15 protein-coding genes and 1 tRNA gene are annotated in these 16,837 nt (G+C 64.9%); 6 read left to right on the forward strand and 10 right to left on the reverse strand.

All coding sequences use genetic code 11. The features are described from left to right. Positions 1-66: 66 nt before the first annotated feature. From trpG to trpD, 4 genes are read right to left on the reverse strand one after another with little or no spacing between them, the layout of a single operon-like run. The gene (gene trpG / locus DM868_RS00085; RefSeq protein WP_137274797.1) at positions 67-651 is read right to left on the reverse strand and encodes an anthranilate synthase component II; all 585 of its coding nucleotides are present in this window, start codon (positions 649-651) and stop codon (positions 67-69) included. Beyond that, on the reverse strand, positions 648-2,231 hold the full coding sequence (gene trpE / locus DM868_RS00090; RefSeq protein WP_137274798.1) for an anthranilate synthase component I: 1,584 nt from the start codon (positions 2,229-2,231) through the stop codon (positions 648-650). Before trpE ends, trpG begins: the two co-directional genes overlap by 4 nt. Then, positions 2,228-2,854 carry a phosphoribosylanthranilate isomerase gene (locus DM868_RS00095; protein WP_137274799.1) on the reverse strand — a complete coding sequence of 209 codons (627 nt, stop codon included), beginning with the start codon at positions 2,852-2,854 and terminating at the stop codon, positions 2,228-2,230. Before DM868_RS00095 ends, trpE begins: the two co-directional genes overlap by 4 nt. Then, the gene (gene trpD, locus DM868_RS00100; protein WP_137274800.1) at positions 2,851-3,852 is read right to left on the reverse strand and encodes an anthranilate phosphoribosyltransferase; all 1,002 of its coding nucleotides are present in this window, start codon (positions 3,850-3,852) and stop codon (positions 2,851-2,853) included. The genes DM868_RS00095 and trpD overlap by 4 nt, the downstream gene beginning before the upstream one ends. A 199-nt stretch (positions 3,853-4,051) precedes the next feature. Here trpD and DM868_RS00105 point away from each other — a divergent pair. From DM868_RS00105 to DM868_RS00115, 3 genes are all read left to right on the forward strand, one after another. Next, positions 4,052-4,126: transfer RNA gene (locus DM868_RS00105), tRNA-Val, on the forward strand. Positions 4,127-4,279: 153 nt separating this feature from the next. Beyond that, positions 4,280-4,609 carry a hypothetical protein gene (locus DM868_RS00110; RefSeq protein ID WP_137274801.1) on the forward strand — a complete coding sequence of 110 codons (330 nt, stop codon included), beginning with the start codon at positions 4,280-4,282 and terminating at the stop codon, positions 4,607-4,609. Between the two features lie 64 nt (positions 4,610-4,673). Next, on the forward strand, positions 4,674-5,018 hold the full coding sequence (locus DM868_RS00115; RefSeq protein ID WP_137274802.1) for a DUF7113 family protein: 345 nt from the start codon (positions 4,674-4,676) through the stop codon (positions 5,016-5,018). Positions 5,019-5,036: 18 nt separating this feature from the next. On the opposite strand, the gene DM868_RS00120 is transcribed toward DM868_RS00115, so the two are convergent. Continuing rightward, positions 5,037-6,281 carry a DNA double-strand break repair nuclease NurA gene (locus DM868_RS00120; RefSeq protein WP_137274803.1) on the reverse strand — a complete coding sequence of 415 codons (1,245 nt, stop codon included), beginning with the start codon at positions 6,279-6,281 and terminating at the stop codon, positions 5,037-5,039. 172 nt (positions 6,282-6,453) lie between these two features. Here DM868_RS00120 and icd point away from each other — a divergent pair, with 172 nt between their 5' ends. Beyond that, on the forward strand, positions 6,454-7,710 hold the full coding sequence (icd, locus tag DM868_RS00125) for an isocitrate dehydrogenase (NADP(+)) (protein WP_137274804.1): 1,257 nt from the start codon (positions 6,454-6,456) through the stop codon (positions 7,708-7,710). A 15-nt stretch (positions 7,711-7,725) separates the two neighbouring features. On the opposite strand, the gene DM868_RS00130 is transcribed toward icd, so the two are convergent. Further along, on the reverse strand, positions 7,726-8,064 hold the full coding sequence (locus tag DM868_RS00130; RefSeq protein WP_137274805.1) for a cupin domain-containing protein: 339 nt from the start codon (positions 8,062-8,064) through the stop codon (positions 7,726-7,728). 55 nt (positions 8,065-8,119) lie between these two features. After that, the gene (gene proS / locus DM868_RS00135; RefSeq protein ID WP_137274806.1) at positions 8,120-9,568 is read right to left on the reverse strand and encodes a proline--tRNA ligase; all 1,449 of its coding nucleotides are present in this window, start codon (positions 9,566-9,568) and stop codon (positions 8,120-8,122) included. Positions 9,569-9,777: 209 nt separating this feature from the next. On the opposite strand from proS, the gene DM868_RS00140 reads away from it, so the two are divergent. Continuing rightward, positions 9,778-10,746, forward strand: coding sequence for a phosphoadenosine phosphosulfate reductase family protein (locus DM868_RS00140; protein WP_222845442.1), 969 nt, complete (start codon positions 9,778-9,780; stop codon positions 10,744-10,746). Between the two features lie 13 nt (positions 10,747-10,759). Here the strand turns inward: DM868_RS00140 and DM868_RS00145 are convergent, their stop codons facing one another. The 3 genes from DM868_RS00145 to DM868_RS00155 all read right to left on the reverse strand — a co-directional run bounded on the left by DM868_RS00145 (position 10,760) and on the right by DM868_RS00155 (position 12,115). After that, positions 10,760-11,092 (reverse strand): hypothetical protein, encoded by a 333-nt coding sequence (locus DM868_RS00145; protein WP_137274808.1) that lies wholly within the window; start codon positions 11,090-11,092, stop codon positions 10,760-10,762. A gap of 62 nt (positions 11,093-11,154) precedes the next feature. Then, a complete protein-coding gene (locus DM868_RS00150) occupies positions 11,155-11,568 on the reverse strand; it encodes a hypothetical protein (protein ID WP_137274809.1) in 414 nt (137 codons plus the stop codon). A gap of 43 nt (positions 11,569-11,611) precedes the next feature. Then, a complete protein-coding gene (locus tag DM868_RS00155) occupies positions 11,612-12,115 on the reverse strand; it encodes a DUF5817 domain-containing protein (RefSeq protein WP_137274810.1) in 504 nt (167 codons plus the stop codon). A gap of 195 nt (positions 12,116-12,310) precedes the next feature. Between DM868_RS00155 and gltB the strand changes: the two genes are divergently transcribed. Next, positions 12,311-16,834: a glutamate synthase large subunit gene (gene gltB / locus DM868_RS00160; RefSeq protein WP_137274811.1), complete on the forward strand. Its 4,524-nt coding sequence runs from the start codon at positions 12,311-12,313 to the stop codon at positions 16,832-16,834. Positions 16,835-16,837 lie beyond the last annotated feature (3 nt).

Consider the following 16,837-nt stretch of genomic DNA (forward strand, 5'->3'; position numbering starts at 1 on the left):
TTCACGTATCTCAGATATTCCCCCCTCGAATCAGACGACCGTGCAGTCACCGCAGCCGACGGTCGGCTACACGCTCCGCAAGAAATTCTCGATGATGTCGTGTCCGGCCGCCGTCAGCACCGATTCGGGGTGGAACTGCACACACTCGATCGGGTACTCTCGGTGGCGGATCCCCATTACCAACGCTGTACCGTCGTGATCCGTCGTGGCGGTGATCTCGAAACAATCGGGGACGTCGAGCGCGACGAGAGAGTGATACCGACCGCCCTGGAATCCCTGTTCGAGGCCGCGGAAAACCCCCGATTCGTCGTGATCGACCGGGAACGCCTTGCCGTGTATCGGCTCCGGTGCGCGGTCGACCGTGCCGCCGTACTCGTAGACGGCCGCCTCGAGCCCCAGACAGATCCCAAGGGTCGGGACGTCCGGGCTCACCTGCCTGAGCACGTCCATGGTCACGCCCACGTCGCGGTCGTTCTTGGGGTGTCCCGGTCCCGGCGAGATGACGATCGCGTCGGGATCGACCGCTCGAACCGCTTCGAGTTCGACGGTGTTCCGCAACACTTCGACCGTCGTCCCATCGTGTTGGCTGACGTACTCGACGATGTTGTACGTGAACGAATCGAAGTTATCGATGAACAGCACCGTCGTCATCGCGACACCTCCGGCGCGCCGGTTTGGATCTCCCGCAGGGCCGTGACGACGCCGTCCATCTTCTTCTCGGTCTCCTCGTACTCGCGCTCGGGATCGGAATCGGCAACGATCCCGGCCCCGGCTCGAACCGTCACCCGATCGGTTCCGTCCGCGCCCCCGCCGCGCTCGACCGTGGCGGTCCGGATCACGATCGCGAAGTCAGCGTCGCCGCTCCAGGAGTAGTACCCGACGCCGCCCCCGTAGACGCCCCGCGGTCGCCGTTCGAGGTCGTCGATGATCTCCATCGCCCGGATCTTTGGCGCACCAGAGAGCGTCCCGGCGGGGAACGATGCGCGCGTCGCGTCGAAGGCGTCGCAGTCGTCGGCAAGCAGTCCCGTGACCGTTGACTCGATGTGCTGGACGTGGCTGTATTTCAGGACGTTCATGAACTCCTCGACGCGGACGCTCCCGGCCTCACTGACTCGACGAACGTCGTTGCGGGCGAGATCAACCAACATCGTGTGTTCGGCCCGTTCCTTGTCGTCGGCGAGCATCTCGCCCGCGAGCCGTCGGTCCTCGACCGGGCTCGTTCCTCGGGCGCACGTGCCGGCGATGGGGTTGCTCATAACTTCTCGCCCGCGGACGGAGACGAGCGTCTCCGGCGAGGCCCCGACCACCGCGAGGTCGTCGTAATCGAGGACGTACATGTACGGCGACGGGTTGATCGACCGCAGCGCCTCGTAGAGGCCGAGGGGATCGATATCGCCGTCGAGCTCTCTCGTTCGTGAGATTACGCCCTGATAGATGTCACCGTCGAGGACGTGCTCTTTCGCGCGCCGGACTGACGCCTCGTACTCGGCTTTCGGTCCCGCCCGCTCGTCGATCGGAGTGAAGCCGCCCGTCTCGAGCGGCTCCCGCGCCAAGAGCAGCGATTCGACGCGGTCGACTTCGGCTTCGAGTCCCCCGTAGATCTCGCGTGGGTCATCGTCGGGACGAACTAGCGGCGTGAATACGAGCGACACGGTCTCCGCGGCGTCGTCGAAGACCAGCGTCTTGGTCGTCAACACGAACTGAGCGTTCGGCACCCGTGATTCGGGCTGTTCGATCCCGACCTCCTCGAGCCAGAGATCGTAGACCGCGTCGTACGCCAAGAACCCGACGAGCCCGCCCTGTAGCTGCTGGCGCTCCGTCTCGGGAAAGTTGCGGAGCGACGCGTCCGGAAGCGTCTCCCGAAGCGTCGCGACCGTGTCGCCGCCGTTCGGCTCGAAGGCGCCCTCGTACCGATCGTCGAGGACGTCGACCGTCGCGCTCGCGTCGCCGTCGACGGTCACGACGGCGGCGGGATCGTAGCCGACGAACGAGTACCGCGCGTGGCGGTCGGCCCCGTCCCCGGCTCGAAACGCGCCATCTGGATCGCTCGATGCGACCTTGCCGGCGCTCTCGAGAAGGAACGTGTGGTCCGCAGGTGTCGCGTCCGTCGTTCGGCCGGTCAATGCCGCGTACGCATCTAGCGGCTCCGGCTCGACGCCCAACTCGGCGACGGTTCGGATCACGGCTGGCCCGTCGGCGGCCAACTCGACGAACTCCGATTCGGCGATCACGGTCGATCACCCGCCCGTGCGACGAAGGACGAAACGGCGCTCGGGTCCTTCCGCCCCGGCCACGCCTCGACCCCGCTCGCGACGTCGACGCCGAAGGGGACGACATTCTCGACCGCGTCGGCGACGTTCTCGGGCGTCAATCCCCCCGCCAGCACGATCGGCGAAGCGAGAGTCGCCACGAGTTCGCGGGTCCGCGTCCAGTCGTGACGCTCGCCGGTTCCGCCCGCCCCCGACGCGTCGAGCGAGTCGACGAGCAGCGCGTCGGCGGCCGTATCGTACCGTTCGGCGTCGTCGGGCGAGACGGCCTTTATTACGTCCGCTCGAACCGTCGCCGCGAAGTCGGCCAGCTCGTCCGGCGTCAGATCGCCGTGAATCTGCACGACGTCCGGCCGGACCGTCTCGACCAATTCGATCGTTCGCCCGATCGCCGTCGGCATCGTCACCAGGACCGTCGTGACGAACGGCGGCGTCGCGTCGACGAGTTCGGCAGCCAGATCGGCGTCGATCTTCCTCGGCGTCTCCACGGGAACGTCGACGGTGAACCCGACGGCGTCGGCCCCCGCATCGACGACGGCGTCGAGGTCCTCCCGCGTCGTGATCCCGCAGATCTTCACCCGGGTCATGGCGCGAACTCGCGGAGCGATTCCAACTGCCGTCTCGCCGCTCCGGAGTCGATCGCCTCCCGCGCCGCGTCGACGCCGGCTTCGATGCTCTCGGCGGATCCGGAGACGTAGATCGCCGCGCCCGCGTTCGCGAGGATGATCGCCCGCTTTGCGCCGTCGACCGATCCGTCCAGGATCCCGCGCATGTCGTCGGCGTTCTCTGAGGGCGACCCACCGGCGACCTCCGAGAGATCGTATCGCTCGAGGCCGATGTCGTCCGGTTCGACCGTGTATCGCTCGACGGAATCGCCGTCGACTTCGGCGACCGTCGATTCGCCGTGGATGCCGAACTCGTCGAGCCCGGAGCCGTGGACGACGATCGCTCGTTCGACGGCCATCCGAGAGAGCGCGTCGGCCAACACCGGGACCAGCTCGGGATCGTAGACGCCGACGACCTGTGCGTCAGCCCCCGCCGGATTCGTCAGCGGGCCGAGGACGTTGAAGATCGTCCGCATGCCGAGCTCTTTCCGCGGTCCTATCACCGCTTTCATCGCCGGATGGAACACGGGGGCGAGCATGAACCCCATCCCTGTCGTCTCGATGCAACGCTCAACGGCCGGCGGCTCGGCGTCGATGGTGACACCGACCTCTTCGAGCACGTCGGCGCTCCCAGAGGACGACGAGACCGAGTAGTTCCCGTGTTTCGCGATCGGCACGCCGGCTCCGGCGGCGACGAACGCGCTCGTCGTCGAGACGTTGATGGTGTCGTGGCCATCCCCGCCCGTCCCGCAGGTGTCGACTAGCGGCGCTCGATCCGGATCGATCGTTCGCGCGGCGGCACGCATTCCCCCGGCGAACCCGGCGATCTCGGCCTCCGTTTCGCCCTTCGCCCGGAGGCCGGCGAGGAGCGCGCCGACCTGCGCTTCGGTTGCGTTCTCGAACACGGCCGCTGCTGCTTCACGCGCCGCCGTTTGCGTGAGATCCTCGCCGTCGGTCACTCGTCGAATGTATGTTTTCATAGTGATCAACAATGATCAAGACTGCGTTACAATGTACAAATAAGTACATCTTTATAACGGTGTCGTTGCATCGGAATCCGTCGTACGAGTACGGACGGCCCCTCTCCGGTCGCGTGTTTTCCACCCACAGATCGGAACGCATTTCGAAAGGTTCAACTACGTCACCGGGGTACCGTAGAGTGCAGACAAGTGCCAGCGAGGGTTCGTGGTCTAGGCTGGTTATGACACCTCCTTGACATGGAGGAGGTCGGCAGTTCAAATCTGCCCGAACCCACTTCTTCACGCCCTCAATTCCCACAGTCGCCACTTTTGTCGACGCTCCTGCGTGATCCATCCCCCCTGACCGCTTCGACTCACCCGTCGAGTTCGAGCGAATTATAAAACCGGTCCGTCTCCGAGAATCGGATACGAACGATCGTTCCATCATATGATACGGGTCCCAAACGAGTTACGCGACGCGTGTGTCGGTTCGACGGTGAACCTCTTCGTCTCCGTCGGCACGACCTCGCGACGGCTGAAAGGCGAGGTCTACGAGACCAGAGACCGCGGGGAGAACGGCGACGTACTCGAGGTTCGAATCAGCGAGGACGTTCCCGGTGAGTCCGATATCCGCTTTTGGTTGGGAGTCGCCGACGAGTCGACCTACCTGTTGCCGTTAGACGCCTACGACGACCGACTCGTCTACGTCGAGTATCGCCACAATGGAGCCCGAATCGGCCTCAACGTGCGTGACGTCCGCGAAGTGGGTCTCCGTTGAGCGCGCGACCGGCAGAGAGATCGCCTGCCGCACGCCTTTTGTCTGCACTCTGCGTAGGTCGTGTATGCTTCGGATTCGCGGGTCGGCAGGCGGGACGGCGTTGACCGGTACGCTGTATGCACCCGGCGAGGAGCCGCCGACGTTCCGCGGCGCGCCCGATGACGACGCTCCGTACGTCTGGATCTGCGATTCGTTCTACGAGGTCGAAAGCGGCGGCCAGATCCAACGGATCGGCGGCGAGGAGATACGGGTCGCCTTCGAATCGCCCATGCCGCGCGGGTTTGCCGATCGCGACCGGGCGATCGAGGCCGCTCGCGAGCACATCAGGACGCAGTTTGCCCGCCTCGGCGTTCCCGAATCGGACGTCGAGATCGAACTGCTTGACGCGGTCGACGATCCGCTTCTGTGAGGACGACGACGCCTCTCCTCAGACGACGAGTCCCCACCGCTCGTCGTCGTACGTTCGATCGCGCTCCGCGTCGAAACGCTGCTCTATCGCCCGCGTCAGGGCGGCCTTCTCCTCGCGGTTGATGCGCGCCAGCTCGTCGGCCTTCGCCACCGCGAGCGGCGGTCCGATTTCGTGGGCGACGTCGCGCAGGATCTGCATCGTCAGCGCCTCACGTGTCTCGGGATCGCGCGTGAACACCGCCGGGGATTCGACGCGGAACAGGAGTTCGTTTCGCGGCTCGTACACGCAGAAGAACGTCACTTCGTAGTCCTCGAGCGTACGCGAACGCTCCAATCCGAGCGCGTCGCCGTGAGCCGATAGCGGTTCGTCGACGCCGCACCGGGAGACGAACCAGTTGGTGAACGTCAGCTGATCGGTCAGCGTCTCGCCGTCGTCGTCGGTGCGTCGGAGGACGCGCTTAAACAGGGCCGCATCGTCGGCCCATGGCGCGCGCGCTTTGCTGCGGACGGCGCGCGTGATTGCTTTCGAGCCGCCGTTTTTGATGAATCCACAGAGCGGAACGTTGCGCGCCGCGAACCGTTCGACCAGTTCGATGTAGCGCGCGATCACGTCCCGCGGACGCTCCTCCTCGACGAGGAGGTCTGCGAGTTCCGGATGACGGTCCGCCCACGCCAGCAGTCCCTTCGGATAGATTGGCCCGTCGAGGATCAACAGATCGTCGACGACTTCCGCCTGTAGCGTGGCGTGGGATACCTCCGCGAGATACAGCGAGAGGGCATGGACAACGGCCTCCTCGTAACGGTTGACGCGGGGGGCTTGGAGGACGCGCCCGCGGGAGTAGCCGCTGTCGAACCCCGTCCACTCGTCCTCGTCGCAATCGACCGTCGGGTCGTTCGAGTGCGCCGTTGTGACCACGGAGCGAGAGCGGTGCAGTTCGAGATCCGACGGCACCGCGGCCATCGCCGCCTGCGCCACGTCGAGGACGAGGCCGTTGGTGAACGTCGTTGGGTTGATCGTCCCCGAATCGAGGCCGTGTTGGGTCGAAAAAGGCGCTTCCTGTAGGGCGGCATCTTCGATGTCGATCTGCCGCCGTCGAACCTCATCGATCGGTTCGAGGATCGTCCGCCCGTCGTACCGCAACGGATCGAGGAAGTTCGAAAAGACCGTCTCGGCGAACGCGCCGTGGTCCGTCGTATCGACGTGCTGGTTGATCCGGCCCGCGAGTCGCGCGATGCCGTCGAAGTGGACCGGGTCGAGGGTCATACCCGGTGTCCGGCGCACTGTCGTATAAAACGTTGGCTACCCGGTGTCTGGTGCGCCGACAGCGCGCCGTCCCCAGTGAGGAACGGCCACCGGCCGGTCTGTACTCATTTTTCATGCAAAATCCGCCGCGATAGCGGTACGCCTTTGGCTGGCCCCCTCGAACGCGCTCAATATGGGATACGACAAAGTCGAGGTACCCGATCAGGGGTCGACGACCGAAGTCACGGAGGACGACGAACTCGTTGTACCGGACGATCCGATCATTCCGATCATCCACGGTGACGGCATCGGCACTGACGTGGGCCCCGCCGCACAGACTGTGCTCGACGCGGCCGCCGAGGCTACGGGACGGGAGATCAACTGGATGCGCGTCTACGCCGGCGAGTCAGCCCGCGAGCGCTACGATGAGAACCTTCCCGACGAGACCGTTGACGCGATCAAAGAGTTCAAGATCGCGATCAAGGGGCCGCTGACGACGCCAGTCGGCGCGGGCTTCCGTAGCCTCAACGTCGCCCTTCGAAAGAAGCTCGATCTGTACACCAACATCCGTCCGACCTATCACCTCGACGGCGTCCCCTCGCCGGTCAAACGCCCCGAGCAGATGGACATGGTCTCCTTCCGGGAGAACACCGAGGACGTCTACGCCGGCATCGAGTGGGAAGCTGGGACGGACGAGGTCGAGAAGGTCAAGACGTTCGTCGAAGAGGAGATGGGCTTCGACTCGACTATCCATGACGGCCCGGTCGGCATCGGTATCAAACCGATCACCGAGTTCGGCACCAAACGGCTCGTCCGCCGAGCGATCGACTACGCCCTCGAGAACGACCGCGACTCGGTCACGCTCGTCCACAAGGGCAACATCATGAAGTTCACCGAAGGCGCCTTCCGCGACTGGGGTTACGAGGTCGCAGAGGAGGAGTACGGCGACGAGGTCATCACTGAGGACACGCTCTGGGAGGAGCGAGACGGTGAACCGCCGGAAGGCGCAGTCGTGGTCAACGACCGCATTGCCGACAATATGCTCCAGCAGATTCTCACCCGAACTGACCAGTATGACGTGATGGCGCTGCCGAACCTCAACGGCGACTACCTCTCGGACGCCTGTGGCGCGCAGATTGGCGGTCTCGGCATCGCCCCCGGCGCGAACGTTGGCGACGGCCGCGTGCTAGCCGAGCCGGTCCACGGCTCCGCGCCGAAGTACGCCGGTCAGGACAAGGTCAACCCGAGCGCGATGATCCTCTCGGGCCGTATCATGCTCGAGTTCATGGGCTGGGACGACGCCGCGGATCTGGTTCGCGACGCCGTCGAGCAGACGATCTCCAGCGGGAAAGTCACCTACGACATCGAACGACAGATCGAAGGCGGCGAAAAGCTCGCGACCAGCGAGTACGCCGAAGCCGTCGTCGAGAACATCCACGAACTGGCCTGATCGGCCGAAAGGCGCTTACTCGGCCCAGTTGGGATCGGTTCGAGGCGGTGAGAACACGTCGATGCCCCGAACCGGAACGTCACCCGTATTCTTTGCCGAATGTGACTCGTCACTGGGGATGCAAAATGAGTCTCCGGCTTCAATAACGACCTCTTCGCCCTCGGAAACGAACGTCAACTCGCCCTCGTAGACGAAACCGGTCTGTTCGTGGTGATGACTGTGTTCGGGGACCGTTGCTCCGGGTTCGATCTCGAAGTGTTGCATGCTCGTCCTTTCACCGGAGGACAGCAGTTCGAGAGACACGTCTTCGACCGGTTCCGCTGCGTCGACATCGGACGATCTGACTCGGTCCATGACTGGCTTTCGCGCTCCGGGTAATAAAAATCGGTGCCAAAGCGGGACGCGGGCGTCAGTACGACTTGGCGAAGTAGGCGGTCTCCTCGGCCTCGTCGTGGCAGATCCCGCAGGTGTCGTGGACCGCCCCCTCGTCGTCGTCCAGCGGGAGCATGACGATCTCGGCGGCGATCTCGTCTTTGATGACGGCTTCACAGTCCTCGTCGCCGCACCAGCCGGTCTTGACGTAGCCGCCGTAGCGGCCGATCGTCCCCAGGATATCGCCGCGACCGTGGGCCTCGCGGACGTTCTCCGCCAAGTTCTCCTCGGCGGCCGCGTACAGTTTGGCGTAGACGGTGTCGAGGGCGTCGTCGACCGCATCGCCGATCTCGGCGCGCGAGGCGACCTCGCTTTCGCCGTCTGGCCGGTGGACCAACGTCGCCTCGCCGTCGTCGACCTCGTGGGGGCCGATCTCGATGCGGAGCGGAACGCCGTTGAGTTCGTGTTCGTTGAACTTGAAGCCGGGGTTGCGCTCGTCGCGATCGTCGTACTCGACGCGGAACTCCCCGTCGAGTTCGGCCGCGAGATCCGCCGCGTACTCCTTGACCGCGTCTTCGGTGTCTGCCTGCCAGATCGGGACGACGACGACCTGCGTCGGCGCGAGTGCGGGGGGGAGGACGAGCCCCTGATCGTCCGAGTGGGTCATGATGAGCGCGCCGAGCGCGCGCCAAGAAAGCCCCCACGAGGTGGTGTGGGCCGTTCGCTCGATCTCGTCCTCGTCGGTGTACTCGATGCCGAACGCCTCGGCGAAGGAAGTGCCGAGGTGGTGGCTCGTCCCCGCTTGGACGGACTTGCCGTCGGGCATCAACGCCTCGATAGTCGTCGTCGTGTGCGCGCCGGGGAACTTGTCGTGGTCGGGCTTTCGACCGAGCATGCCCGGTATCGCCATCACCTCCTCGTAGAGGCGCTCGTACTGGTGGAGTCGCGTCATCGTCTCCTCCCAGGCGTCCTCGTGGGTCGCGTGGGCGGTGTGGCCCTCCTGCCAGAGGAACTCCTTGGTCCGGAAGAACGGCTTCGTCTCCGTCGCCTCCCAGCGGACGACCGAACACCACTGGTTAAGCCGCATCGGGAGGTCGCGGTGGCTGCGGACCCACTGGGCGATGAAGGGCGTGATGATCGACTCGGAGGTCGGCCGGACGGCGAGGCGCTCCTCGAGTTCGTCGTGGCCGCCGTGGGTCACCCACGCGACCTCGGGGTCGAACCCCTCGACGATGTCCTTCTCGCGTTCGAGGTACGACTCGGGGATGAACATCGGGAAGTAGCTGTTCTGGACGCCGGTCTCTTTGAACCAGCCGTCGAGATGGTTCTGCAGACGCTCCCAGAGCGCGTAGCCGCGGGGGCGCGTAACGATGAAGCCGCCCATCGGCGCGTAGTCGGCCAGTCCTGACTTCTGTACGACCTCGGCGTACCACTCGCCGGGGTTGTGCTCTTTGCTTTCGGTGATTCCGAGTTCTTGTTCGGTCATGTGTTGTCTCGTGGTCGCGCTCGGTCTTCGCTGGTAATCGAACGGACGCGCGTCGGTGCCCGTTCGGCGGCGCGCCTTTATATTCTGTCGGGATTCGTCGGCGACGTGTAGGTACCAGACGCGGCGCGCGGTGTCGAGTCACCGCTCGACGCCGCACTGGGCGAACCCGAAACGCACTTTACTCCAGTAATTATATGTAATTACACATCATGAGCGAGTTCCCGGAGTACGTCGACGTATCGTACACCGACGGCGAGGGTGAATCCGCCGCGGACTACCCCGAACTGGAGGACAAGATCGAGAAGGCGATCGAGGTAGTCGCGACCGGGCTCGAGGAGTACGAGACCCCCGCGATCATGTGGACCGGCGGCAAGGACTCGACGCTGACGCTGTACTTCGTCAAGGAGGTTGCCGAGGAGTACGGGCTCGATCTCCCGCCCGCGGTGTTCATCGATCACTACCAGCACTTCGACGAGCTCCTCGAGTTCGTCGATCGGTGGGCCGACGAGTGGGATCTCGAGGTCGTGTTCGCGCGCAACGACGATGTCGGCGCGTACGTCGACGAACACGACCTCGAACCGGGCGACGACATCGAAATCGACGCGCTGAGCGAGCACAACCAACACCACGTCCGAAACATCCTCGAATACGAAGAGGAGACGTTCCCCTTCCTGCTCGACACGTACGTCGGGAACCACCTCCTGAAGACGGTCGCGCTGAACAACACGCTGGAAGCGCACGACATCGACGGGATCATCTCGGGCATCCGCTGGGACGAACAGGAGGCTCGCGCCGACGAGACGTTCTTCTCGCCGCGACACGATCCCGACATCTACCCGCCGCACGACCGGATTCAGCCGATCCTGCAGTTCGACGAGGGCGACGTCTGGGACGCTTTCTGGTACTACGTCGTTCCCGAAACCGTTCCCGAGTTCCCCGACGAGGGGTACGTGCCGCAGGACTACGACGATCTGCCGAACGGCCTCACGCACGACGACATCCCGGTTTCGCCGAAGTACTTCGCCGGCTTCCGCTCGCTCGGCAGCGAGATCTCGACCGAAAAGAGCGACGAGGAACCCGCCTGGCTGCAGGACCTCGACAACACGACCGAGCGCGCCGGGCGCGCTCAGGACAAAGAGGACCTGATGGAGCGCCTGCGCGACCTCGGCTACATGTAACCGTCGTCGATCGCTACTCGTTCTCCGAGCCGCCGGTGATCGTCCGCTGACTCGCGAGGAGGGCAAGCCCACTGAGAAGCAAGAGCGCGAACGCCGCGAGGTACAGCGCGTTCGCCGCCGGATCGACGAGTGCGACGAGTCCCAGCGCCGCCCCGAAGACGAGCCAGCCGGCACCGGCTCTCGGTTCGTCGCCGTAGAAGTGAACTCCGGCGGCGGCGGCCATGACGACCGCACCGCCGCCGACAAAGACCCCGTCGGGAAGTCCGGCGAACAGGTCCGCGAGCAACAGCGGTACCAGCCCAGCGAGGACGAGCAATCGGCTGTAGTGGGTGGGTTGGCGTTTCATGCGCTTTCTGGGGGCGAGCCCCTCAAATGGACACCGGATCGTCAACGGCGGTCAGTCGCCGCTCAGGTCGACCGCCACGTCATCACCACCAACGAGAGAGCCCCGAGCAGCAACACGCCACCGCCGGCCACTAGCGCGGTCCGGTTCGAGAAGGCGGTGCCGACGACGAGCAGCAGCCAGCCCAACGATCCGGCGGCGTGCACGAGTCCGAGCCGGCGCTTTCCCTTTCGGATGTAGATTCCGCTGCCGACGAACAGTCCGACCGCGAACACGACGGCCGCGAGGACGCCGAGTTCGACCGCCGTCCCGGAGACGGTGATCGGGTCGACGAGGGGATCGGCGAGAAACAACACGAGGCCGACGCCGAGGCAGGCCACGATGATCAGCGGGGCGGGGTCGAGCTCCCGCTGGGTCGGGTCGTTCCCGTTCTCGAAGTCCTCCGGGTAGAACTGGTATCCGTCGTCGCGGTCGCTCACGACCGACGCACCCCGTAGACCGCCGTCGACGCGTGTTCGGACATTACAGTCTGCGATAGACGCCCTCGGACCGAGTCACCTCACCCGCCAGGCGGAGCTTTTCGAGGGTTCGTTCGGCGTACGATTCGGGAACGCCGGCTGCGTTCGCGTACTCGAGAACGTCCTGTTCGGTCGGCGCTTCGAGCTCGGTCAGTCCGTCGAGAACTACTTGTTTCCGGCTTCGCGAGGGCTGTCCGCGTTCGGAGCGGTTTCCGGCGGCCGACACCGCTTCCGAGTCGATCCCGGACGCGGAGAGAAACTCGTCGTCGTCTATCCCGACCGCATCCACGTCGATCGACTCGGGGTCGACGAACTCGCCGTCGTCGGCACGCTCTGCGAGCATCGAACTCCTGACGCGCGTCGCCGCCTCGGAGCTGTCGGTCTCCGCGAACGTTCGTAGCTTCCCGAACTGATGGCGGCGCTGACAGCGCGGGCACTCCGTCGTCTCCGGCCGTCCCTCGACGATCCAGAGGGCGTGACAGTCCCGGCAGCCGACCACCGAATACATGTCCACACGTTCGTCGCCCGACAGTTGAATCTGCCGCTCGCGAGCCGAGCTACCTACCGCGGTTTCCGATACGCCGTCGGATCCATAACGATCCTTTATATTTACATCAATTACATAATATGTCCTTGCATGGAATAAACCTGCCATTATACTTTGAGGGGAAGCCTCTTGGTACAGCATCCACTACTCTGGCGTATGTCTGAGCCAACTGACCACCCCGCGGGCACCGCCGGGCTCGCGGATCCCGACGACTATCGCGCCAACTGCGGCGTCGGCGTCGTCATGGACCTCGACGGCGACCGGACCCATGGGACGGTGGCCGACGGTGTCGAACTCCTCGAAAACCTCGAACACCGCGGCACGACCGGTGCGGACGAAAACACCGGCGACGGTGCTGGCATTCTCCTGCAGACGCCGCACGAGTTCTTCGCCGACGAAATAGACGATCTCCCGGCCGCGGGCGAATACGCCGTCGGTTCGATTTTCATGCCGAAGGACGCTGACGCCGCCGCCCACTTGCAGGATCTCACCGAACGCGTCCTCTCTGATCACGGACTGGACGTGTTCGCATGGCGTGACGTTCCGACGGACCCCGAACCGCTCGGCGAGACTGCCACGGAGTCCGAACCCGCCGTCGTCCAGTGTTTTGTTCGCTCCGATCTGGACGACGACGCCTTCGATCGAGCGCTCTACGTCGGTCGTCGCGACCTCGAAACGACGCTCGAGGATCGGAACCCTGAGGGCGCGGCTCGGTTCTACATCTGCTCGCTCGACCGCAAAACGGTCGTCTACAAGGGGCTCCTGACGGCCGAACAGCTCCCGAGCTACTACCCGGATCTACTGGACGAACGCGTCCGATCGACGTTCGCGATGGTTCACGCCCGCTTCTCGACGAACACGCTCGGCGCGTGGCACCTCGCCCACCCCTACCGGACGATCATCCACAACGGCGAGTTCAACACTATCCAGGGCAACATCAACTGGATGCGGGCCCGCGAGAACGACCTCGAACACGCCGATTTCGGCGACGACATCGACACCCTCCGGCCGATCATCAACGATCCCGACCAGTCCGACACCGCCTCCGTCGACAACGCGCTCGAACTCTTGATGGCCGGCGGCCGTGAGATGCCACACGCGCTCCGCATGCTGATCCCCGAGGCGTGGCGCGTCGACGCCAACCGCGTCTCCGAGGACCGACGCGAGTGGTACGACTACCACGCCTCGCTCGTCGAGCCGTGGGACGGTCCCGCCCTGGTCGCCGCGACCGACGGCGATCGGATCGGTGCCGTCCTCGACCGGAACGGCCTCCGCCCCTGCCGGTACGACGTGACGAGCGACAACACGCTCGTGATGGCCAGCGAGGCCGGCGCGCTCGAGTACGATTTCGGCGAGATCGAACGCCGCGACCGCCTCCAGCCCGGTCAGCTGTTCGTTGCCGACCCCGAGGAGGGACGCGTCATCCCCGACGAGGAAATCTTCGACGACCTCGTCGACGAGAAGTACGGCCAGTGGGTCGCGAGCGAACAGGTCGGGATCGACGACATCGCGGACGACGCGGACGCCGAACCCCGTGGCTCGACCCCGTCGCTCCGCTCGCATCAGGCGCTGTACGGCTACACCGAAGACGAGATGAAACACCTCATCGAGCCGATGGCGAGAGACGGGAAGGACCCCGTCGGTTCGATGGGCGACGATACGCCGCTCAGCGTGCTTTCGCAGTTCAACCGACCGCTTTTCACCTACTTCAAGCAGCTGTTCGCACAGGTCACGAACCCGCCGCTCGACTACATCCGCGAGGAGCTCGTGACCTCGCTCGAATCGCGGCTCGGCTTCCAGCGAAACCTGCTCGACGAGACGCCCGAACACGCCCGACAACTGGTCCTCGACTCGCCGATCCTCACGGACGCACAGACGAGCGCGATCAAGGAACTCGACGGCGATCTCTCGACGTACGTTCTGGACATCACGTTCGATCCGGAATCGGATCTCGAAACGGCCGTCGAGGACGTTCGCGCGGAAGCCACGGAGGCCGCGCGCGAACACGACATCATCGTCCTCTCCGACCGCGACGCCGGCCCCGACGCGATCCCGATCCCGGCGCTGCTCGCGACGGCCGGCGTCCACCACCACCTCGTCCGAAACGGGCTCCGAAACCACGTCGGTATGGTGCTCGAATCCGGCGATCCGCGGGCGGTCCACCACGTTGCGACCTGCATCGGCTACGGGGCCGGCGCGGTCAATCCGTATCTCGCCTACCAGTCGATCGCCGACATCGTCGCCGGCCCCGACGGAGCCGACGAACAGCGCGCAATCAGAGCGTACGTCAAGGCCGTCGAGGACGGCCTCCTGAAGACGATGGCGAAGATGGGTATCTCGACGGTCGAGTCCTACCAGGGCGCGCAGATCTTCGAGGCGGTCGGGCTCAGTTCGGACTTCGTCGCCGAGTACTTCGAGGGAACGACGGCCCGGACGGAGGGCATCGACATCGAAGACGTCGAATCCGACCTCAGAACGCGCTACGAGGTCGCCTTCGGCGAAAATCCCGAACTCGAGTACCAAGGCGAGTACGAGCACCGCTCCTCGGGGATGTTCCACGAGTGGAACCCCCAAACGGTCGGCACGCTCCAGAAGGCGGTCCGGCAGGGCAACTACGAGGAGTATCTCGAGTTCGCCGAGATGATGAACGACCAGACGGAGAACCTCCAGACGCTCCGGGGGCTGCTCGAGTTCGACTCGGATCGCGACCCCGTCGACGTCGAGGACGTCGAGCCGATCGAGGAGATCGTCGAGCGCTTCTCGACGGCCGCGATGAGCCTCGGCAGCATCTCGCCGGAGGCGCACGAAAACAACTCCATCGCGATGAACCGCCTCGGCGGCAAGTCGAACACCGGTGAGGGTGGCGAACCGCCCGAGCGGTTCGACACCGAGAAGAAGTGCAACGTCAAGCAGGTCGCCTCCGGCCGATTCGGCGTCACGTCGACGTACCTGACGAGCGCCGACGAACTGCAGATAAAGATGGCGCAGGGGTCGAAGCCTGGCGAGGGCGGCCACCTGCCCGGCAAGAAGGTCAACGAGATGATCGCCCACGTCCGATACTCGACGCCGGGCGTGGGGCTCATCTCGCCGCCGCCGCTGCACGACATCTATTCGATCGAGGATCTCAAGCAGCTCATTCACGATCTGAAGGCCTCGAACCCGGAGGCCGACATCAACGTCAAACTCGTCTCGGAGGCCGGCATCGGCACGATCGCCGCCGGCGTCGCGAAGGCCAACGCCGACGTGGTCCACATCTCCGGGCACTCCGGCGGGACCGGCGCGTCGCCGAAGACCTCGATCAAGAACGCGGGCCTGCCCTGGGAGCTCGGGCTCGCGGAGGCCAATCAGATGCTCCGCTCGACCGGCCTCCGATCCCGGATTCGCGTCAGCGTCGACGGCGGGATGAAGACCGGATACGACGTGGCCGTCGGCGCGCTCCTCGGCGCCGAGGAGTACGTCTTCGGCACGTCGCCGCTCGTCACCTCTGGCTGTGTGATGGCCCGACAGTGTCACGAGAACACCTGTCCGGTCGGGGTTGCCACTCAGCGTGAGGACCTCAGAAAGCGTTTCCCCGGCGAACCGCAGCACGTCATCAACTACATGACGTTCATCGCCCAGGAGCTGCGCGAGATCATGGCCGAACTCGGATTCGAGAGCGTCGAGGAGATGATCGGCCACGTCGAGGTACTCAAACAGCGCGAGGACATCCAACAGGAGAAGGCGCGAAAGCTCGACCTCTCCGCGGTGCTGGCCGAGCCGGCCGGCGACGCCCGGCATAAGACCGAGCCACAGACCCACGAAATCGACGACGCGCTCGATTGGGAGCTCATCGACGAGGCCGCCGAAGCGATCGAAACCGGCGAACCGGTCCACATCGACCGGGACATCTCGACGGTCAACCGCGCCGTCGGCGCGACGCTCTCGAACCGCATCTCGAAGCGCTACGGCATCGATGGCCTGTCCGAGGACACGATCCGGGTCGACTTCGGCGGCACCGCCGGGCAGAGCTTCGGCGCGTTCCTCCAAGACGGCGTCACGATGCAGCTCACCGGCACCGCGAACGACTACGTCGGCAAGGGACTCTCCGGCGGCAAACTCGTGATCAACACGCCCAACGACGCCCCCTACGAGCCCGAGAAGAACATCCTCATCGGCAACGTCGCCCTCTACGGCGCGACGCAGGGCGAGGCCTACATCAACGGGATGGCGGGCGAGCGCTTTGCCGTCCGGAACTCCGGCGTCAAGGCCGTCGTCGAGTCGGTCGGCGACCACGGCTGTGAGTACATGACCGGCGGCGTCGTCGCCTGTCTCGGCCGGACCGGGAAGAACTTCGCCGCGGGGATGTCCGGCGGCGTCGCCTACGTCCTCGACCGGGACGGCGACTTCGAGGAGAAGGTGAACCACGGCATGGTCTCGACGAGTGACGAACTCGATCGCAGAGACCAGGAGATGCTCCGACGGCTCGTCGAAAACCACGTCGCACACACCGACTCGGATCGGGGCGAGTACATCCTCGACAACTGGGACGAGGAGCTCGAGAAGTTCGTAAAGGTGATGCCGGACGCCTACGCCGATATCATCGAAGAACACGAGGAAGCCGACGTTCGAACCGAACTTCCGAACTCGGCGACGCCGACAGTCGGACACGATGCGGCCGGCCACGTCGTCTCGGACGACTGATAA

Origin of the sequence: Natronomonas salsuginis, assembly GCF_005239135.1 — an archaeon.
GTDB classification, from domain to species: domain Archaea; phylum Halobacteriota; class Halobacteria; order Halobacteriales; family Haloarculaceae; genus Natronomonas; species Natronomonas salsuginis.